Source organism: Halomonas sp. G11, assembly GCF_001663515.1.
Taxonomy (GTDB): domain Bacteria; phylum Pseudomonadota; class Gammaproteobacteria; order Pseudomonadales; family Halomonadaceae; genus Vreelandella.
Window position 1 is genome coordinate 92,964 of sequence record NZ_LYXG01000041.1, and the last position, 21,248, is coordinate 114,211.

Consider the following 21,248-nt stretch of genomic DNA (forward strand, 5'->3'; position numbering starts at 1 on the left):
GTTAAGCGCGCTCGGTGAGGAAGTGTTTCAGCGCCGCCGGGTCGGGGACGCCCTGGATCGTTTCACCGTCGATGATCAAGGTGGGCACCGACTGAATGCGCGCTTCTTCCATGGCGTGGCGCAGCGCTGCCTGGTGCTGCTCGCGGTAGCGGCCCTCGGCAAGCGCATCGAGCACCGCCTGGCGTTCCAGACCGACGGAGTCAGCAATGTCGGCCAGCACGTCCGGGTCGCCAATATCGCGTTCCTGCTGGAAGAACGCCTTCAACGTCGCCATCGAATAGGCGTGGCCGACGCCGTGTTCTTCAGCCATGGCGAAGACTTCAAAGGCCTTGTCGGTGCGAGGCTGTGGCGAAATATTGGGCAATTTGATAGGCACGCCGAGTTGTTCCGCCATCGGGTAGACCGCCTCGCGCCACACTTTGGGCAGGTACGGGTCTTCGACCTTCAAGGTGGGCACCGGCGCCGGGCGCAGCTCGAACGGGCGCCATTGGATGTCGACGTCCAGGCCTTCGGTGGCCTCGGCAAGCACCTCTTCGGCCAGTAGGCAGAAGGGGCAGACGTAATCGCTGTAAACAATGATTTGCTGGGTCAACACGCACCCCTTGGGTCGGTAAATGAGTCGGCTATCAGGCTACCATCAATCGTCATTATCCATTGGTATAAGCGTAATGGCGTCTCTGCATTGCTGGGACGGCCCTCTACCCGTTATAATGGGGGATTAACTTTTCACGCCCCGTCTTCCACTTCAAATTGGGTGTTGCCGCTATGCTACGTATGGCTCAAGAAGCACTTACGTTCGACGACGTACTCCTCCTGCCCGGTTATTCGGACGTTCTCCCCAAGAATGTTAACCTTAAAACCCGCCTGACCCGCAATCTCTCGCTTAACATTCCGCTTGTCTCCGCCGCGATGGACACGGTGACCGAAGCGCGTTTGGCGATTGCCATGGCGCAGGAAGGTGGCATTGGTATCATTCACAAAAGCATGACCATGTCGCAGCAGGCCGCTGAAGTGCGCAAGGTGAAGAAGCACGAAAGCGTGATCGTTAAAGACCCGATTACCGTCAGCCCCAAAGCCAAGCTCGAAGACCTGCTCGCCATGGCGCGCGAGTACGGTTTCTCCGGTTTCCCGGTGGTCGAGGGCGAAACCCTGGTGGGCATTGTGACCGAGCGCGACATGCGCTTCCAGCCCAACCACGGCGACAGCGTGGCCGACATCATGACCCCCCGCGAGCGGTTGGTCACCGTGCCGGAAGGCACCCAGCTTGAAGAAAGCAAAGCCAAGATGCGCGAACACCGCATCGAAAAGATGCTGATCGTTGACGACGCCTTCCACTTGCGCGGCCTGGTGACCTTCCAGGACATCGAAAAAGCCCGCACCTACCCGATGGCCGCCAAAGACAGCGACGGCCGTCTGCTGGTCGGCGCTGCCGTGGGTACCGGCCCGGAAACCCCGGACCGCATCGCGGCGCTGGCCGAAGCCGGTGTGGACGTGATCGTGGTAGACACCGCCCACGGCCACTCCGAAGGCGTGATTGACCGCGTTCGCTGGATCAAGGAACACTTCCCGGCCATTCAGGTGATTGGCGGCAACATCGCCACCGCCGCCGCCGCCAAGGCGCTGGCCGAAGCGGGCGCCGATGCGGTGAAGGTCGGCATCGGCCCCGGTTCTATCTGCACCACGCGGATCGTCACAGGCGTGGGTGTACCGCAAATCACCGCGGTCTCTAACGTGGCAGAAGCGCTCAAAGAGTACGATATTCCGCTGATTGCCGACGGCGGCATCCGCTTCTCCGGCGACCTTTCAAAAGCCATTGCCGCTGGCGCAAGCGCGGTGATGGTGGGTGGCCTGCTGGCCGGTACCGAAGAAGCCCCGGGCGAAGTGGAGCTTTACCAGGGTCGTACCTACAAAGCCTACCGCGGCATGGGCTCCATGGGTGCCATGTCCGAGAATCAGGGCAGTGCCGACCGCTACTTCCAGGATAAAGCCGAAGGCGCCGAAAAGCTGGTGCCGGAAGGCATCGAAGGCCGCGTACCTTACAAAGGCGTGATGGGCGCCATCGTCCACCAGCTGATGGGCGGCCTGCGTGCCTCCATGGGTTACACCGGCTGCAGCACCATTCAAGAGATGCGCACCAAGCCTGAGTTCGTGAAAATCACCGGCGCTGGCTTCAACGAATCCCACGTCCACAACGTGCAGATCACCAAGGAAGCGCCCAACTACCGGGTGAGCTAACCAGCGCTTTAGTTCACTAGCGGCGGGCATGGCTCGCCGCTTGCTTTTTGGCCTTACCGTGGCCCCGCCCCGCTTAATGAGATACCGCCATGAGTGACATTCACGCCCACAAGATCCTGATTCTCGACTTCGGCTCCCAGTACACCCAGTTGATCGCCCGCCGGGTCCGCGAAATCGGTGTGTATTCCGAAGTTCGTGCCTTCGACATCACCGAAGAAGAGATTCGCGCCTACAACCCCAACGGCATCATCCTGGCCGGTGGGCCGGAATCCGTCACCGAGCTGGATTCCCCGCGTGCGCCGCAGTGCGTGTTTGACATGGGCCTGCCGGTATTTGGTATCTGCTACGGCATGCAGACCATGGCCGAGCAGCTGGGCGGCAAGGTGGAAGGCTCCAACCAGCGCGAATTCGGCTACGCCCAGATCCGCCTGGACGAGCCCACCGCGCTGTTTAAGGATATTAAAGACCACGTCGACCACGAGACCGGCAAAGCGCTCCTGGACGTATGGATGAGCCACGGCGATAAAGTCGCCAAAGCGCCGGACACCTTCACCGTGACCGCTTCCACGCCCAGCTGCCCGATCGCCGCCATGGCCTGGGAAGAGAAACAGTTTTACGGCGTACAGTTCCACCCGGAAGTGACCCACACCCTTCAGGGCCAGCGCATTCTCGAGCACTTCGTGCTGGATATCTGCCAGGCCGAAAAACTCTGGACGCCCGCGCAGATCATCGAAGACCAGGTACAGCGCGTACGCGAACAGGTCGGCGACCGCCACGTACTGCTTGGCCTTTCCGGCGGCGTGGATTCCTCCGTGGTCGCCGCGCTGCTGCACAAGGCGATTGGCACCCAGCTGACCTGCGTGTTCGTGGATAACGGCCTGCTGCGGAAGGCGGAAGGCGATCAGGTGATGGAAACCTTCGCCAAGCACATGGGCGTGAAGGTCATCCGCGTGGACGCCGAAGACCTGTTCCTCGACAAGCTGAAGGGCGAACAGGATCCGGAAGTGAAGCGCAAGATCATCGGCAACACCTTCATCGACGTGTTCGATGATGAAGCCAGCAAAATCGAGGATGTGGACTTCCTCGCCCAGGGCACCATCTACCCGGACGTGATTGAATCCGCCGCCAGCAAAACCGGCAAGGCCCACGTGATCAAATCCCACCACAACGTGGGCGGCCTGCCGGAAACCATGAAGCTCAAGCTGGTCGAGCCGCTGCGCGAACTGTTCAAGGACGAAGTGCGCAAACTCGGCCTGGAACTCGGCCTGCCTTACGACATGGTCTACCGCCACCCCTTCCCGGGGCCGGGCCTGGGCGTACGCATCCTCGGCGAAGTCAAAAAAGAGTACGCCGACATCCTCCGAGAAGCCGACGCCATCTTCATCCAAGAGCTGCGCAACTCAGGCTGGTACGAAAAAACCAGCCAGGCGTTTGCCGTGTTCCTGCCGGTCAAGTCAGTCGGCGTAGTAGGCGACGGCCGCCGCTACGAATGGGTCATCGCGCTACGCGCCGTCGAAACCATCGACTTCATGACCGCCCGCTGGGCGCATTTGCCCTATGAGCTGCTGGAGAAGGTTTCCAACCGGATTATCAATGAGTTGGAAGGGGTGTCGCGGGTGACCTATGATGTCTCCAGCAAGCCGCCTGCTACTATTGAGTGGGAGTGAGTCAAGAGAGTACTCGATTGTTCTAGTCTGGGCATGTATTAGGAGTCTACTATTTTGGTAGACTCTTTTTTTTGCAATCTGCCCCATTTTTTAGTCTACTTGGTGCTAAGACTGATAAGAATAAAGATGAATAGCCGGGAAAAGCTGCCATATTCAACGGTAGCACGACTAATCCTCTTTTCTGCCCAGAATTTTCGTGATGGCATAACCTAGCTATGACTGAAACATAATATGTGTTTTAGCTAAGAGATTATCTCAACTATTTATGGAGTAGGGATTTGACTGAACTTGAAGCTGCTTTGGAAATAGAGCGTATTTTGCTTAATCTTCAAAGCCCTACTGATGAAGAGTTGAAGTTGGCCAGGCTATCTGTTAGGGCTGTATTTCAAGATTTTTCTAAAATAGAAATAGATAAGTCGTTAACATTATTTGAAACAATAGAAAGAATAGCTTTTCTGGGTGAAAAGAAAGCTCGGAGAAGTTCTGCTATTTTTATAATCAGGTTGAATTCAGAACCAGGTTTTTTCCCAAAGCATGTGGCTGGAACTAATGCAGATGCAAAAATAATTACTCTATTAGAGCCTAGTCTTCCCGATTTTTACAAGAGATTTTCAATTGAAGAGAAAGAGCAAACATATATTAAATTAGACAAACTTTACGCAGTGCACGAATATTGCTGTGATAAGTTAAGATGCCTTAAGCAAATACCTGCTAATATAGAAGGTATATCAGCAGAAAAGCAAATGATTTTGAGATCCCTTGGAGACTCAACCGTAAAATCTTATCTTGCTCCATATGAGTATTCTAAAATCAGGAGCGCTGTTGAAGCTATCCTTGCTCAAGTTGTTGCTTTTTCAGCATCTGCAGATACGACGTTTAATAGGAAGCTAAAAGAACTGTTAGATTTGCTGAACGATGAGTTGATTCATTGTGATGATTATAAAACTTTTGTTACAGAAGATTTTTATAGGTTTTTTTTAGAAACTATTAAGTGCGTAGTTGAGAGCGAAGCTGAACGAGCAAAAGAGAGGTTCGTTTGTGAGGTTATAAGCAGAAAAGGGTGTGCGTTTACTCTTGATAAAAAGTACCCTCTGAGTAGAAGCAATGAAGAGGTGCGTTTATTTATACCTTTGTATAATAGTGGCCCCGGCATTGCTGATCGCGTCAATGCGTCAATTAATACTTCAAGCCAGAACGTATTATTGCATGTTGAGGAAGTGGATTTAGGAGGGGTGGGGCCTGGAGAGTTTGTTCTGCCAGTTTCTTTTACAGTATATGAGCCAGTCGAATCACTGAAAATAAATATATTAGTTTCCTGGATGATTATTGGAGACAGTGAAGAAAAGCTAATTGATTTATCAGTTGAAGTGAAATCGCAGTCCGCAAACATTGACTGGGATTCGCTTAGTAACTTAAACCCTTATAGTTTAGATATTGCAACCGGTTTGGACTTTTATGGAAGAAAGGATAAAGTTGGCCGTCTAGTGTCGAGGGTATCTCGCGGAAAAATGCAATCAAGTTATATTACTGGACAAAGGAGGGTTGGTAAGAGTTCGTTGGCAAAAGCGGTAGAAGATAAAGTTTTAAATAATGATTTGGACTGCTATGTTTTAAATATTGAGTGTGGGGACTTCAAGCATCCTGACGCAATAAGTACGATAAATTCACTTGGAGAAAATATAGAATATTTTCTATCTAGTTTTCTTCCACAAGACGCGAAATGGTCTCCTATTGGTATGAATGGCTCACTAGCTACGCTATCTCGATTAGCTGGAACTTTAGAGAGACTTGACCCTAATAAGCGATTTCTAATTATTATAGACGAATTTGATGAAATTAACCAAGAGCTTTATCGTTTTAGTGAAATTGCAGAAACTTTTTTTCTTAATATTCGTTCTTTGAGCAGTAAAAAAAATATATGTTTTTGCTTGATTGGTGCAGAAAGAATGTCTTTCGTAATGTCTTCACAAGGGGAAAAGCTAAATAAATTTTTCCGTGAGTCACTGGACACTTTTAAACAAGAAGAGTGGGAAGATTACGAAGACTTAGTTAAAGCAAACTTGTCAAGTTCAATTACCTGGTTGGATAACTCTATTAGATACCTTTACTCAATTACTTATGGTCACCCATATTTCACTAAGCAAATATGTGCTAAAGTTTTTGATGATGCTATTTCGTCTAGAGATGCAGAAATAACTGATGAGGAAGTTAAGGAGGCAGTGAATAGCCTAATCCCTGAATTAGATGTTAATGCTTTCCAACATTTTTGGAGAGATGGTATATTGGGAAACTTAGACGAGGTAGAAATAATAACATTAAAGCGTTGCCGAGTCTTAGTAGGCTTTGCTAGGGTAAAAAGATTGGGCTTGGAGCCAAATGTTGAAAACATTAAATTGCATATACATTCTGGAAAAATATCAGAAGTGGATGTGTTGCCGATATTGATGGATTTTTGCCGTAGAGGCATAATGTTTGAATATGAAAATAAATATAATATAGAAATTCCTTTATTTGAAAGTTGGCTGGTGAATCAAGGCTTTAGTAGTTTAATTGCTGATCAACTGGGCGATGAACTCGCTGAAAAGAAACAGAAGGAAGAAGATAATGCTTACGTAAAAGATATAGAAATAGCTTCCCTCTTACAAACATGGCCTAGTTATAAAGGTATACAGATCACTCCAACTATTGTGCGTGAATGGCTTGCACAAGTGGAAAGTCATATTCAACAAAGAATATTGTTCAAGCTTTTAAGCAATTTGCGCTTTTTTGGTGAGGCGGAAGTTAGAAAAATGTTTAAAAATATGCACGAGAGAAATTATAGCCAGTTTAAACTGGTGGTTAAAACTTCCAAGGCTCAGCGAAGAAAAGATATTTGGATTACATATGTCGATGGTCCTAGTAAAAGTGGAGCTCAATTTGCTGCATATTACGCTCAAGAAAACCTTATAAGTACAACTTGCATCAAGGAGATGAGTGAAATTAATTCCCTTATTAAAAAAAGTGATTTTTCTTCTGATCAAGTTTCAACAGTTGTTGTAGTTGACGACTTTATTGGAAGTGGAGATAATTTATCCAGTGGTATGCGGCATTTTCACGAAAGTAATGGTCATGCATTGAAAAATGCAAGTGTGAATGTGCTGGTGGCTGTGGTTTGTGCAACTAAAGACGGCGAGGATATGGTCAGAGGAGAACTTACATCCTTAGATGCTGAGTATGACCTCATTGTATGTGAAACGCTAAGTTCAAGTAATATAGCATTTGATAGTAGTAATTCGATTTGGTCTGATGAAAGCGAGATGTTCGCTGCAAAGGATTTATGCCAGAGACTAGGAGTCAGAGTGGATAAAAATCACCCTCTTGGATATAAGGATCAAGGGCTTCTAGTTGTTTTTTCAAGAAACTGTCCAAACAATACTTTACCTATCATGCATTCAACTGGGCGAGGTGGTAATCTTTGGAATCCTTTATTCGAAAGGGTCAAGCATTAGCCAAGAGATATGTAGTTTAATAGAGTTTTATAAAATTAATTTTTAGCCTTGTGTTCAATAATTTATTGATTACTAAGGGCTAAGCACCGACATCCAAGGCGCTGGTAGGGCAATACCCGAAACTGGGAGATACTTAGTCCAGTGTCCCTCAACTATGGAAAAGTGCACGATATCGAGCGTAACAAACAGGCTGCTTAATGGCAGCTATTTGGACAACTGGGCTGAAAATCATCGTTATCACCTACGCTGATTTTATGAGGATTATACTGTAAGGATAAATTCTTGAAAATTGGTTAAAGATGGGTCTTGGTCGTTTGTAGTGCGCAGCTAAATGGTTAATTAATGTTTTTTAGTGTTAGTATTGGCTTTTTTATATAATCTGTTACGCAGCAGCTTTATCTTTGATGCTTCCAATAATTGAGATTAAATCTACTACTTCAGCAGAACTAAAAATGCCCTCGACCCCCATGCTGTTTAGATCAGTGAATGGGCTCTCATAAAGTGTACGAGGATCCATGATTCCGCGTTCTGTCAGGTAATCTATGACCATGTTTAGGAATTCAATCTGATCAGAGTCTGGATTATATTTTTCTATGAAAGCATTGAAGGCTTCCTTGGCAGCCGCACGATCAAGACCAACCATAGAGCGGATGAACAAGCTGAGCCCGCCATCTTTTTCCAGCTCTTTAATCTGCTCCCGCTCGGCGGTGCCGGACTCAATCAGAATCCGCTCCATCTCTTCCAGATCCTGCTGCGTCAGGGGCTCATTGCGCCGTAGTTTCTGGATCGTAATGTGATCCATGTGATCTGTCAGGAAGTGACGTACCTTCAGACGGAAGCGATGCATGTCCGTACCGATGGAAGAGCCTAGCGCTTCAATCTCAGAAGCTTCGCCTAGTTCATCCTCAAAGTTTGTATAGACATGCGGGCGCTTTTTGACTTCTATGAGTTTAATGAGGCGCCGCAGCCGACGCCGGACGGTATCCAGAATTGGTGCCGTGATATCTTGCCAGAATTCATCGGTCTGGAGTTCAAGGATTAGGTCCAGTTCATCCGAAACCATCGGAACATTCCGCTTTTCCTCCATAAGACCAGCCAGATCCCGGACCTTCCTGGAGTACCCTTCAAAGCTTCTTTCGCCCTGAAGCAACGCGAGCTGAGAGCGTAGTATGAGCAGATCGAACTGCTTGGCCTCCAACTCGTCATCTTCATTGGCTGTCGGCAGGCCGGCAAGCTCTTCGATGAGCTCTGAGCGCTCATCTAGGCCGAGCTGTTTCCATGCTTCAGATGACTGGAATTTTTCAACCAAACGGCGCTTCGGGCGAACCTCAAAGTTATCAGTATTCATGCCCGCGATATCGGCCTTGAGACGCTCTACCAAAGCGGTGCGTAGGTCATTCAAAGCGTCGGTTAGCTGCTTGTCCGGTCTGTCTTCAATTTCTGCGGCAAGCTTAACTCGTGAGGAGAATAGGCGGCTGCTCAGTGATTCACTGCCAGTGCCATCCGTTACTGCGGGGTTCTGTTTGAAAAACTCGAAGTTCTGGCAAAAGTCAAAGACATAAAACTCTTCTTTATGTTCGCCAGGACCGAAAAGATCCGGGCACAGCCGGGTTCCGCGTCCAAGCATCTGCCAGAACTTTGTCTTCGACCGAACGATCTTGAAGAAGACAAGATTGACCGTCTCTGGAACATCAATGCCGGTATCTAGCATATCAACGGATATGGCAATATGAGGCGACTTATCCTTTTCGCTGAAATCATCGATTAATGATTGTGCGTATTCTGTTTTAAAATCAATAACACGGGCGAATTTGCCGGCCAGGTGAGGGTAATTGGCATCAAAGCGCTCTGCAATAAATTGCGCATGGTCATGGTTCTTGGCAAAGACAATCGTCTTGCCAAGTCGGTCACCGTCAGCGACCTTGAGACCGTGGGTCATCAGATGTTCGAGAACCTTGTCTACCGTATCTTCATTGAACAGCCAATTATTGACCGCGGCCGGATCGATCTGATCGGGAACGGTTCCCTCTTCATCCCACTCGATAGCATCCCATGCTTCTTTTTCTTCTTCGGAGAGATCGTCGTATTTTATCCCCTCGCGCATGAAACGAAGCGGCACCGATACGGCTTTGGGCGGTACTAGATAGCCATCATCGACAGCCTGATCCAGGTCATATGCGTCCGTCGGGACGCCGCGCTCTAGGTTGAACAGAGCATAGGTGTCGCGGTCAACATCATCTTTTGGCGTTGCCGTCAGGCCGACCAGGAAGCTGTCAAAGTAGTCAAAAATGGCTTTGTATTTGCGATAAACGGAGCGGTGCGCTTCGTCAATCACAATCAGATCGAAATGCCCCGGCCCAAACCGCCGCACGCCATTATGAGTTTCATCGATCAGCCTCATCATTGTCGGGTATGTCGAGACATAGATGCGGCCATGACCGGTATTGTCCTCGATGAGGTTGACCGGTGACGATTGCGGTAGAAACTTCTTAAAGGCATTTGTGGCCTGATTCACCAGTGCAACGCGGTCAGCCAGGAACAAGGTACGCTTGGCCCAGTTCGCGCGCATGAGAAGGTCGGTTAGTGCGATGACCGTGCGCGTCTTACCAGAGCCGGTTGCCATAACCAGAAGCGACTTGCGCATTTTGTCCTTTTCAAAGGTCTCGGCAATACGCCGGATCGCACGGGTCTGATAATAGCGCTCGACAATCTTGCCGTTGATGCTCTCAGGCGCCAGCGGTTTTAGGGTTGAGCGCCGCTGGATAAGCAGCTCCAGCTCGTCCCGTTTCAGGAAACCCTGGACTGGCCGGGGCGGATAACGCATATCATCCCATAGCCAGTGTTCATAACCATTAGAATAAAATATAACAGGACGCTGACCGAACCGGTTTTCGAGGGCGTTGGCATACAGCTCTGCCTGCCGCTGGCCTTCGCGGGCATCCCGCTTGGTCCGCTTGGCTTCGATCAGAGCAAGCGGCTTGCCGTCATGCCCCCACAAGACATAATCAACGAAGCCTTCGCCGGTTTTATTGGGCATGCCCGTAACCGGGAATTCAATGTCGCGCTCATCGTCCAGTGACCATCCTGCCTCGGCGAGCAGCAGGTCAATGAATGCATCTCGCGTCTGGGCCTCGTTATAGTCATGATCGTCAGGAATCTTCAGGTTCGCTTTCTTAACCCTGTCGATTTCAGCACGAAGTGCTTTAATATCCTCTTCGACTTTTAAGCGGTCACCTTCGCTTTTTAACCGCTCTTTTTCCGCAAAGGCGCGGGCTTTTTCAGCTTCTGCGTAGCGGCGTTCGGTTTCCTGAAGTTTCTGGAGCGTATTTGACTCAATCTGTGTTGTTGCTGGTAGCGCATCGGCAGAGAAATTAATATCGGTGGCAGGCTTTTCACCACTGGCATAGGTGCGCACAAGCCAATAGGTGAAATGAAAAAGCTCACGAACGGCTGTAATGGCACGATGTGGTGGAACAGGTTTGACCTCGTGAACGGCCATATTACCGTGGTCTTTGATGATCTTGGCTTTTGTGACCAGTGCGCTGCCGACCAGGCTTCGGAACGTCGGTTCATGAATATGCGCCGACAGGGTTGATTGATAAGGGGAACTGAGAGTTCCGTCACTGCGGTACATCCATTTAACAGCGACTTCCAGGGCAAGCCGGGCATAAAAACAGGCACTGCGCGGATCAGATCGTGCCAAAAGCTCGGCTTTATGAGCATGGTCATATACGTCCGCAAATTCCTTTTGTGCGAATGAAAATTGCGAATCCATAGCTTAATGCTCCCCTATGTCAGGGAAGTGCTCAATAAAAGCGGCTTTTACCATGCTCCAGATCTCCTTATCCAAAGGTTGCCTACAATGGACCGTATTGAGCACTTTATAACCCGCGGTCGCTAATGTACAGGCAAGCTGCTTCTCCAGCGCAGCGACTATGTCGCGGGGCCCGCGATGAGAACCCATGTCATCCTGTTCCGCGTAAAGCGGGCCGTGCGCGATCAGGTCGAACGCCTGGCAGCTTTCCGGTTTCACTCCAGCGCGGACAAGATGCGCGCGCAGGGCGTTGGATGCCTTGACATGGCCGAGGTGCTGACCCATCCGGGCATAGGGCGGCGCCGCATTCGGCGATGAGCTGTCACCTGTCCGGCCAACATAGAGCAGTTCACCTTCCGGCGTATCGACACGCCACACATAAAGCCAGAAGCCACGCTGTAGCATCGCCCCTGGTACTTTTAATGTGTGGGTATCAGCGCCCATGGTTATGTCCCCTGATAAACGCGATCAGAATTTAGCTGATCTGTTAAGTATGGGGAAAATCCAGTAAGCACGACAGCAACTGATACTAAGTCGCGCATTTCAATGTCGCGTAGAACGCTATCATGGTTTCCTGCGTGTCCAAGCCCAGGATAATTTGAACGGAAGCCATATAGTTTTTTCAAAGCTTCTCTAAGGGTTGCATGTGGCCACGAGTTGACCTGAGTGCATATATCGCCAAGAGTGTTTGCAGTTACATTGGGGCCTTTCTGTCCAATACCTTCCAAAAGATTGAATTGCTTCTGAATACAAGTTTTCATCCGTGCTGAAGATGCATCACCCTTCAAATCACGCAAGGAATCTTCAAATTCCTGCATCAATTGATGCAGGTGTGCATCGCGTTCAGTATGCCATTTTAATTCACGAATAAGTTGAGCGAACACGCCAGGCAAAGTTGGGTGGAGGCTGAAGGGGCGACGCAAATCATAACGTAAACTGTATTTTTGAAGAAAACTTTCAACTAGCTGGAAATACCGGTTGCGGTAAGGCTCGTCATCATAGCTGGATATGACGTTGTAGGCGCTTTCCAGCGCTGCAACAGCAGTGGCTTCATCTTTTACCTGTGCTTTCATGGCAAGACGAACGGCACGCCTGCTTAGGTGACCTCCACTCACGGCCTCCTCATAGGCAGCTCGTTCCTTTTCATATTCAGCAAAATACCTCAAATACTCGTCTCTTGCTGCAATATCTTCAGGGTGAGTGAGTTCACCATCATCGGTGAAGTCTCGTGGTGGTGTTGGCTCTTCTGGAGGATTAGGCTCTGGCACCAGTTCCCTGTATAAATCAGGGAAAAGGTCATCACCATACTCGGGATGTTTTCCAAGTTTGGCCCAAATCTCACGCCATGATTCATTCCATACACCGATAATTTCGCCCCGCATAATTCAAAGCTCCCCGCGGAAGGCGCGTTGCTGGAGGGAGGCGAAAAGTTTGGATTGTTTCTTATAGAGAGCTTGTGCTTGTGTTGAAAGATCATGGATAGCCTGACATTTCTTGTAAAAGTTTTTAACAGCATTTTGACCAGGCCAAATTACGTCGAGGTTTCGAAGAATTGACAAGTTTATATTTTTCTGAGCAACAGCTGGGGCAATGCGGTCAAGCTCCCCTTTGGTAAGTTTAAACCAAACATGTATAAAAAAGTTGGTTTCATGGTTTTCTGCATTGAATGCAACGACACTATCGGGGAAGCAGGCATCAAAATCTAGTATTGCAGTGTCGGCAATGTTTGCAGCAATAGTAATGCAAACAGTACCCGCTGGCCACTTTTTACTTTGGGCGAGACCAATATCAGAATAAGTTGAGCTGAAAGAAGTTATATAATCCTGAGCGGAAGAAACATCGCCGGTTTGGATTAGTGGATGTTCCCCGCCTAGTAACACTGGGTCATTTCGGGGGCGATATTTAGATATTCCTCTGTCCAAGCTACCAAGCTTCGCAAGCTTTTCTGTATCCCATTTCTTAGGGTTTATTACTGGGTTGCCAAACATCTCATAAAAAATAGATTGGTTAAGTAGGTTTAGTTTTTTGATTGCATTTTGTCGAAGATAGCAGAGTTCGTTAGCCTGGTCTAAAATCGCTGCGATACGAGTTTGTTCGTCCAGAGGCAGCAAGGGTACATCAAATTCTGCCAAGGTCTTTGGGCTTAAGCGTGGTAGATTCGCACCAGTCGAACGAGAGGTAGCATAATCCACCATCGATGGTTGACGAAGAAAGTAAGCAAGAAATTTCTTATCAATCTTGGGTCCCGGCCTAATAGGTAATATATCAGTGCTGCACACACCATCGAAATCAGGTAAAGCTATCTTTGAAAGGTATGGTCGAAGCTTCCCATAAAGTATATGTTCGTGACTAAACGAAAATTTAGTGCTGGCAAGCTCTCCGTTTAATACCTTCTTGCGCCCAATAATACGGCCACCGCTTTGAATATGTTCCAGTCCGAGATAGTTGGTCCCTGACTCGATTGCTGAGGGATCAACTCCCTTTCTTTCAATGGATGCAACTTCTACCAGTTTGACTGTCGTCCAATTCATCTAAGCATACCCTCTAGGGAGTTGAGTCCCTCGGCGATCTTGGCATCGATTTTTCGAAGGTCAGCGATTATATCTTCTGGAGGGTCGTATTTTACTTCTTCATGCTCTATCTCAGCGTAGCGATTAAGAGACAGGTCGTATCCTGCTGTGGCAATTTCTTTTCGGGGTACGCAAAAGCTTTGCGCAGTACGTGATCGCTTTTGCTCGGTTGTCTCACTATTGACCCAGCGTGTCAGAATATCCGGCAGATTATTTTTTTCATGCTCTTCGGTTGTTAATGCTTGCTGAGGTTTCGGACCAAGCTTTTCTGGGGGCAGCAGCGGAGTGCGCTTGTCGTCGAGCGAAATGCCGTCTTGCTTGACATTGTAGAACCAGACATTGTCAGTGCCGCCGACTCCGGTTTTGGTGAATACCAGAATAGCAGTTGACACACCGGCATAAGGACGGAACACGCCTGAAGGAAGCTTAATGACAGCGTCAAGCTTGTGCTCTTCTACCAACATCTGGCGCAATTCCTTGTGCGCCTTTGATGAACCGAACAACACGCCGTCGGGTACAATTACAGCTGCGCGACCCCCAGTGCGCATGAGACGCAGAAACAGGGCAAGGAAGAGAAGCTCTGTCTTCTTCGTCTTGACGATCTTTTGAAGATCCTTAGCGCACGCTTCGTAATCGAGTGATCCCGCGAAGGGTGGATTGGCTAAGACAAGCGAATAGGTACCCGCATCTTCAGAATGATCTTCGGCCAGGCTGTCACGGTGGCTTATATTCGGGTTTTCGACCCCATGCAGTGTCATGTTCATTGATCCAATACGAAGCATGGTCGTATCGAAATCAAAGCCGTGAAACATGTTGTTGTGAAAATGTTCCCGGAGCTTCGGATCGCGCAGCATCTCCTTGTGGTTATCCCGGAGATATTCACCTGCGGCAACCAGGAAGCCACATGTACCGGCAGCCGGATCGCAAATTACATCTGTCGGCTGCGGATCGGTGATTTCGACCATAAGCTGGATAATATGGCGCGGCGTACGGAATTGACCGTTCTGGCCGGCACTGGCGATCTTGCCCAGCATATATTCATAGACATCGCCTTTGGTATCCCGGTCTTCCATAGGGATTTTGTCCAGCTTATCAACCACCTTGGCAAGCAGGGCGGGGTTTGATATGCCAAGGCGCGCATCGCGCATGTGCTTGCCGTAGCTGGATGTCTCTCCGTTCAGGGTTCTCAGAAACGGGAAGACATGTTCATCAACGACCGTCATCATTTCGCGGGCTTCAAAATTCTTGAAGCGAGACCAGCGTAAATCTTCGTAGGGACGGCCGCGCTGATCTTCGCCTTGCGGGAAAATGCAACGCTTCAAGGGAATATTCAAACGTTGGCTTTTACGCTCTTCGAGCGTATGTAGCTCATCCAGGCGTTTAATAAATAGCAGGTAAGTTATCTGTTCGATAACTGAGAGAGGGTTTGCAACGCCACCTGCCCAGAAATCATTCCAGATGTTGTTAATCTGGGTTTTAATGTCGCCTGTTATCACTGTTGCAATCCTAATTTCTGCTGAAATTTAAAACAATAATTCTTACGAGTATGCCCGATTTACGATGATGCTTCCTGCAAGGCTTTTTCAAATTCAGTCCTGTTTGAGACCACAATCGGCACTTCTTCTGCATTATCAACTTTATCAGCTATGTCTAGACGTAAGCGCTTTTTGAAATAATATAAAAAAGACTTTCTTATTGGTATATCAATCACATGATTATCCATAGCATAGTCAGAAGCGATAATGTCTTGCTGCGACTTTGACAGAGTGGGATTCGGCATTAGTTGTACTGTGAAAATAGTATGCCACATCTGATCATCTCTAGCAGCCGCTTTAGCCTTGCCAGCCGGGCGGCACTCAAGGCAACGAGACAGCAAGAAGTCCTTGAACTTGAAGTCTATATGGCAATAGGCACGAACATGCCAGCGGAAGCCGTCACTTGCCAGCGCATGTGGTGAGATCTCACGCCACACGGGGTCGGGGCGGTTCGGGTTCATGGACTGGTAATGAATCTCAACAGCACCCCTATTGCGAATCGCCGATAGTAGCGTGCGCAACACCTTAGGGTCGATCCTGCGGTGGGGTATGGGTAAGCAGTCAACATTCGGTAGATTCGACAGCCATGTCTCCTCTACCTTTTTGCCCTTCTCGGCGATCTGGCGCAACTGTGACAAGTACTGATCCGGTTCGGGCGTTAGGAAGCGTGGCTGGAAGGTGTCAGCGGCAAAATAACGTTTCTCGCTCTTGTCGTACGCCATGTTGCCGGGGGCCAGCTCCTGGTACTGGCTCAGGTCCTTGGATGCCTGCGGCACGGACACGCCGAAGAACCCAATAATGTCGCCGCGATTGATCCCGCCCTCCCAGTACAGACGGAACTCTATGAACCTGAGGCGTCTTTCGACCCCCCAGCGTAAGCCTGATGAACCTTCGCTCACTGATGACTCCTTGATGGGTATAGAAACTATATTGACATCGAAAAGCGATGCGTATAGTTTTTATCCTATCGATGAGATGCAGTCAACGGAAATCGGAGGTCGCTATGGCGCGGAATGACCGGTATTTCGTCAAGCATGGCAAGGCGTGGGCGGTGAAAGGGCTGGCGTTGCCGCGCCTGAAAGCGTGCAAAGGACGCAGGGTTCGGCTGAGCAGAGCGCAAAGCGACCCGTTCGCTCCGCCGGTGGCGGGACTCGGATACGGTGGTGCCGGGCAACGCCCGTCCCCACCACGGGACAAGAAGCACTGAACCGGCTCAGCAAAACATCAACAAACTTGGAGTAACAACACATGACAGCACGTATTGAGTTCTTTCCTCTCGGCAACGCAGACACGCTGCGTCTTGACCTTGCGGACGGTCGCAAGATCCTCTTTGATTACGCGGCGATGCGCAGCGGCGACGATTCCCAGGACAAGCGCTGCGACCTGCCTGCAACACTTCGCCGGGACCTGGACAAGGCCGGCCGCGACTATTTCGATGCAGTCTGCATTACCCACACAGACACGGATCACTGTAAGGGATTCGGCGATTTCTTCTGGCTTGAGCATGCCAAAGCTTACCAGGGCGACGATCGAATCAAGATCGACGAACTCTGGGTACCGGCAGCAGCGATCCTGGAGGACAACCTGAAAGGCGATGCCCGACTTGTCCGCGCTGAAGCGCGGCACCGCTTGCGCGAGGGCAAGGGTGTGAGGGTGTTTTCACGGCCAGGGAGGTTGAAGGAATGGCTCGAGGACGAGTGCCTCAACTTCGAAAATCGCAAACACCTGATTGTCGACGCCGGAGAGCTCGTTCCCGGTTATGAGAAGGACGGCCCCGAACAAGTTGAGTTTTTCGTTCACAGTCCTTTCGGCTGGCGTCAGGATGAGAACACCGTTGTGTCCCGGAACGAGGACTCTATCGTGATGCATGCGACGTTTCAGGAAGCCGGCACAGAATCGCGCCTGTTCCTTGGATCGGACGCGACCTACGAAATACTCTCCCAGATCGTGCGAACGACCCGCCGACACGGCAATGCGGACCGGCTGCGATGGGATATTATGAAGCTTCCTCATCACTGCTCTTACCTGTCGCTCGGACCGGAGCGAGGCACCGATGAGACCGTCCCCGATCCTGATGTTCGCTGGCTGTTCGAGGATCAGCGGGAAGAGGGTAGCTGCATCGTGTCACCGTCCTGTCCCATTCCGGCCAAGGGGACACTGGATGACAAGAGCGATCAACCGCCCCACCGGCAGGCCGCGAACTATCACCGGCGTATCTCCAGGGACTTCGATGGTGAGTTTGAGGTGACGATGGAAAAGCCATCGAAGGCAAGTCCCAGGCCGTTCACCTATATGGTCACCGCCCAAGGCATCGCGCCGGAACTCGCGGCGCCTATGGTCGGCAACACTGCGGCTGCTGAAACGCCGAGGGCTGGCTGATGGACATCGATACCTGGCTGAAAGAAAGCGGGGAATCAGTGGCGGCCACGTGTCTCACTTATCCGGCAGCGCAAGCTCTTGTTTCTTACGTTGATCGATACGCCGGTCACCTCGCCACCGTCGTGGAAGGGCGCCGGGGCGCGGGGCATGAGCTTGTCGTTCTCGATTTTCAGACGGGCAGGCCGCAGAAAAGTGTCCATCCGATCAAGCGTGTGGAGCGTATCGGTGTCTGTTTTACCCATGACGCGGGCATGCCGCTCGTTTTCATGCTGCGTGCGGATTTCCCGGACACGGAGCACCAACAGCTCACGCCTGAAGGTATTCCGCGGGCTATCTGTATCGATGATCGACCTTGGGCTGAAGCGCGCCTCGCCTGGACGACTGCGGAACTGGCCGAACGCATCCTCTCCTGGTTCAGGCGAGCAGGGCGCGGGGAACTGCATAACGCGCACCAACCCCTTGACCCTCTGCTCTTCGGCAGCCCGCTGAGCTTCATCATCTCACGGGATGCCCTACATCATGCTGCGGAGCTTGATCTGGTCGCGCTGCATGAGGCCGACCAAGGGCAGATTCTGCGAGTGCGTCCGGCGAAGCCCGGCGAGCGTCCAAACGAACATGTAGAGCCGATCTGCCTCATCGCATACAGCATCCCGCCAGAAAATATGCGGCGTCTTCAGTTTGCGCCCGAAACGCTGGGGAGTCTTGCGGACATGCTCGAGCACCGGGGTATAGACCTGTTCAAGGATTTGCGAACCCGATTATCAGAGTGGATCCTTCAGGCTGAAGAGATCCCGTGGCGCGTTCTGTCGCGCTTTGCCGTTATCGTGGAAATGCCTGTAATCGCTCCTGACGGCTCGCCGCAGAACGGCATCGACCTGCGCGCGTTCGTAACCAATCAGTCGGTTGGCGACATTGCCGTGGCGCTTGGCATTGCGCTAAAGGCCGAACGCAGCGATGAAGTTAGCAAGGTAGGTTACACCAGTGCGGTAGTCCCGGGCCCAGAGGAGACGGACACACTGCGCGCCATCACGGCGCAGTCGGCAGAAATCCACTATGAGTTTGACCGCCGACTTGCGACCCAGCTAAGCGGCAGGCATAACACTGATGAGCGCAAGGCAGTTATGGTGGGGGCCGGGGCTATCGGCTCGCATGTTGCAGAGTGTCTTGGCCGGGAAGGACGTTTTTCATGGACGGTGATCGACGATGACCGGCTGTTACCCCACAACATTGCGCGGCACACGGGCCGTGATTGTGACGTTACCAAGAGCAAAGCCGAGCTGGTTGCCGCGCAGCTTGAAAGCACCATCCATCATGAAAGCGGGCAGGTCGCGCGCGGCCTTGCCGCTGATGTGATGACAGCAGGCGATTGCCGTGAAGAGATTGACCGCACGCTCGGAAACGCTGACATCATCATCGATGCCACAGCATCCGTCCTGGCGGCGCGATACCTCTCGGACCATTCAACGTCAGCCCGGCGTGCAAGTGCGTTTTTCAATCCGTCCGGCGAGTCTGCGGTGCTGCTAGCTGAGCAGGAAGGCCGCACAGTAACCCTGCGCGATCTGGAAGCGCAGTATCTTGGCCTTGTCGCGCGTGATGACCGGCTGGCTGGGCATCTCGCTGCAGGGGACGGTACATATGCCTACACCGGAGCATGCCGGGCGATCACGAACCTTATCCCGGAGTCCCGTGTGATGGCCTTGAGCGGGCTTGTCTCCGGCGGCCTTGGACGGGCAGCCGATCAGGGTGAAGGCGCGATCCGGATATGGTCGATGTCAGAGAGCGGTGCCGTCGCATTTATAGAAAGTGAACCTGAACCGGTCAAACGCTTTAAAGCCGGAGACTGGACCATCGCTATCGATCATGGGCTCATCGAGCGCATACAGGTGATGCGGGGCGGCCATCTTCCCTCGGAAACTGGCGGCGTGCTTTCCGGCGTGGTGGATATACCGGCGCAATGCATTCATCTAGTCAACGCAGCTCCCGCGCCTCCCGACAGCAAGGGCAGCGCTACCGGGTTTGTGCGTGGCACGTCCGGTGTGCAGGAGCATCTTGAGCGTATCTCAAAGCGGACGCGGGGGCAGGTCCGCTACATTGGCGAGTGGCATTCTCATCCTCCGGGATCGGGTTCAGCACCAAGCCCTACAGATCTAGTGCAAATGGACTGGCTGGCTACAGTATTTGACATGGATACGCTGCCGGCCCTGATGCTCATCGCAGGAGAGCACGACATCAGCATCATTCTGGCCAATACAGATGCAGAGCAGGTTGATGAACCGCTAAACAGCATGGATGCATAGGGGAGAAATGAGGTTATGAGCGCACCTAAGATCGGGTTGTCTCTTTCAGGTGGCGGATCGCGCGCCATTGCGTTCCATCTCGGATGCCTGCGTGCCCTGCATGAGTTGGGAGTCATGGACAAGGTCAGGGTCCTTTCTACGGTCTCGGGCGGGAGTGTGATCGGCGCGTTATATGCGGAACATCAGGGATCTTTTGCCGACTTTGAAACCAGGGTACGCGATATCCTTTCGCATGGACTTGTCAAACCTTCCATCAAGAAGGTTTTGACGACCACAGAAGGGCTTCGCGCCGTTTATTGCTGGGCTTTGCTCTTTATCGTGAATACTTTTATCTTTTTGGTTTCACGGGGGACATGGCTGTTTTCGTTTCTTATGCCGCCGGGGCGGCGACATGAATGGCGTATGACGAAGATGGGGGCGCCCATGCGACGCTTTGCCAGCCGGACAACTATCCTGCGCCGTGTTTTCGATGAAGATATTTTTAAAGGGAAGCGACTTTCTGACCTCTCTTCAAAGGGACCGCTTCTGATTGTCAACGCTGCTGATCTTCGCACGGGCTCAGCTTTTTACTATTCACCACAAAGCTCGGGAAGCTGGCGGTTTGGTAAGCTTGCCAACAATGATGTGACATTAGCGCAAGCTGTGACGGCTTCCGCTGCTTATCCTATAGCCCTGCCGGCACTGGATGAAAACCTGGCCTTCGATAAAAAAGACGGCTCCCGCCGTGTTGAAAGAGTGACGCTGACAGATGGCGGCGTCTACGATAATCTTGGTCTTGCGCCTCTATGGCCTGATCGCCACCCGGATGTCAGCCTGAACGTCACAGATATCGATTCCATTATCTGCTGCCGAGCCGGTTATGGGTTACGCTTTGATCCACCCAGTCAATCCTTGTTTTCCAGGTTTGCAAGTGCTTTTAGCTGTGTTCATAACCGTTCGCAGAATGCAGCGATGAAGCGCCTGTATGATCTTCACGGTTCAGGACACCTGAAAAATATTCTTGTGCCTTATCTCGGTCAGATGGATAGTCGCCTTGAATTTCCGCCGGGAGACCTAGTGACGCGTGAAGATGCGCATGATTATCCCACTGACTTTTCAGCAATGCCTGATGAGTGGATTGAAAAATTGAGCCGCCGTGGTGAGCAGTTGACAAAAGCTCTTATCAGGGAGCATTGGCCAGAGCTGCTAAGCGAAAAGAGCTCTTTACCAAACGCCTAAGTTGTCGGTCTCGATGACCAAGTGCAACACCTAACCTATCAAGTA

Annotated in this window: 13 protein-coding genes; 6 read left to right on the forward strand and 7 right to left on the reverse strand. The window is 51.0% G+C overall.

The features are described 5' to 3' along the window. Nucleotide 1: 1 nt before the first annotated feature. Nucleotides 2-592 carry a DsbA family oxidoreductase gene (locus ADS46_RS14920; RefSeq protein WP_066321363.1) on the reverse strand — a complete coding sequence of 197 codons (591 nt, stop codon included), beginning with the start codon at nucleotides 590-592 and terminating at the stop codon, nucleotides 2-4. A 173-nt stretch (nucleotides 593-765) separates the two neighbouring features. Here ADS46_RS14920 and guaB point away from each other — a divergent pair, with 173 nt between their 5' ends. The 3 genes from guaB to ADS46_RS14935 all read left to right on the forward strand — a co-directional run bounded on the left by guaB (nucleotide 766) and on the right by ADS46_RS14935 (nucleotide 7,390). Beyond that, on the forward strand, nucleotides 766-2,235 hold the full coding sequence (guaB, locus tag ADS46_RS14925) for an IMP dehydrogenase (RefSeq protein ID WP_066321364.1): 1,470 nt from the start codon (nucleotides 766-768) through the stop codon (nucleotides 2,233-2,235). A gap of 89 nt (nucleotides 2,236-2,324) precedes the next feature. Beyond that, nucleotides 2,325-3,902: a glutamine-hydrolyzing GMP synthase gene (gene guaA / locus ADS46_RS14930; RefSeq protein WP_066321366.1), complete on the forward strand. Its 1,578-nt coding sequence runs from the start codon at nucleotides 2,325-2,327 to the stop codon at nucleotides 3,900-3,902. 278 nt (nucleotides 3,903-4,180) lie between these two features. Next, nucleotides 4,181-7,390 (forward strand): ATP-binding protein, encoded by a 3,210-nt coding sequence (locus ADS46_RS14935; RefSeq protein ID WP_066321367.1) that lies wholly within the window; start codon nucleotides 4,181-4,183, stop codon nucleotides 7,388-7,390. A gap of 382 nt (nucleotides 7,391-7,772) precedes the next feature. Here the strand turns inward: ADS46_RS14935 and ADS46_RS14940 are convergent, their stop codons facing one another. From ADS46_RS14940 to ADS46_RS14965, 6 genes are read right to left on the reverse strand one after another with little or no spacing between them, the layout of a single operon-like run. Further along, the gene (locus ADS46_RS14940; RefSeq protein WP_066321368.1) at nucleotides 7,773-11,165 is read right to left on the reverse strand and encodes a DEAD/DEAH box helicase family protein; all 3,393 of its coding nucleotides are present in this window, start codon (nucleotides 11,163-11,165) and stop codon (nucleotides 7,773-7,775) included. 3 nt (nucleotides 11,166-11,168) lie between these two features. Next, nucleotides 11,169-11,648 carry a hypothetical protein gene (locus ADS46_RS14945; RefSeq protein ID WP_066321370.1) on the reverse strand — a complete coding sequence of 160 codons (480 nt, stop codon included), beginning with the start codon at nucleotides 11,646-11,648 and terminating at the stop codon, nucleotides 11,169-11,171. A gap of 2 nt (nucleotides 11,649-11,650) precedes the next feature. Then, on the reverse strand, nucleotides 11,651-12,586 hold the full coding sequence (locus tag ADS46_RS14950) for a hypothetical protein (protein WP_066321372.1): 936 nt from the start codon (nucleotides 12,584-12,586) through the stop codon (nucleotides 11,651-11,653). A 3-nt stretch (nucleotides 12,587-12,589) separates the two neighbouring features. Further along, complete coding sequence (locus tag ADS46_RS14955) at nucleotides 12,590-13,735, reverse strand: restriction endonuclease subunit S (RefSeq protein ID WP_066321374.1); 1,146 nt, start codon at nucleotides 13,733-13,735, stop codon at nucleotides 12,590-12,592. Next, entirely contained in the window at nucleotides 13,732-15,270 is a 1,539-nt protein-coding gene (locus tag ADS46_RS14960; RefSeq protein WP_066321376.1) for a type I restriction-modification system subunit M, read from the reverse strand. The genes ADS46_RS14955 and ADS46_RS14960 overlap by 4 nt, the downstream gene beginning before the upstream one ends. A 59-nt stretch (nucleotides 15,271-15,329) precedes the next feature. Beyond that, on the reverse strand, nucleotides 15,330-16,208 hold the full coding sequence (locus ADS46_RS14965) for a WYL domain-containing protein (RefSeq protein ID WP_066321379.1): 879 nt from the start codon (nucleotides 16,206-16,208) through the stop codon (nucleotides 15,330-15,332). Between the two features lie 349 nt (nucleotides 16,209-16,557). Here ADS46_RS14965 and ADS46_RS14970 point away from each other — a divergent pair, with 349 nt between their 5' ends. Genes ADS46_RS14970 through ADS46_RS14980 form a run of 3 tightly spaced genes read left to right on the forward strand, consistent with a single transcriptional unit; the run spans nucleotide 16,558 to nucleotide 21,203 of the window. Then, nucleotides 16,558-17,688 carry a hypothetical protein gene (locus ADS46_RS14970; RefSeq protein ID WP_066321381.1) on the forward strand — a complete coding sequence of 377 codons (1,131 nt, stop codon included), beginning with the start codon at nucleotides 16,558-16,560 and terminating at the stop codon, nucleotides 17,686-17,688. After that, a complete protein-coding gene (locus ADS46_RS14975) occupies nucleotides 17,688-19,985 on the forward strand; it encodes a ThiF family adenylyltransferase (protein WP_066321383.1) in 2,298 nt (765 codons plus the stop codon). The genes ADS46_RS14970 and ADS46_RS14975 overlap by 1 nt, the downstream gene beginning before the upstream one ends. Before the next feature lie 15 nt (nucleotides 19,986-20,000). Then, nucleotides 20,001-21,203: a patatin-like phospholipase family protein gene (locus ADS46_RS14980; protein ID WP_066321384.1), complete on the forward strand. Its 1,203-nt coding sequence runs from the start codon at nucleotides 20,001-20,003 to the stop codon at nucleotides 21,201-21,203. Nucleotides 21,204-21,248 lie beyond the last annotated feature (45 nt).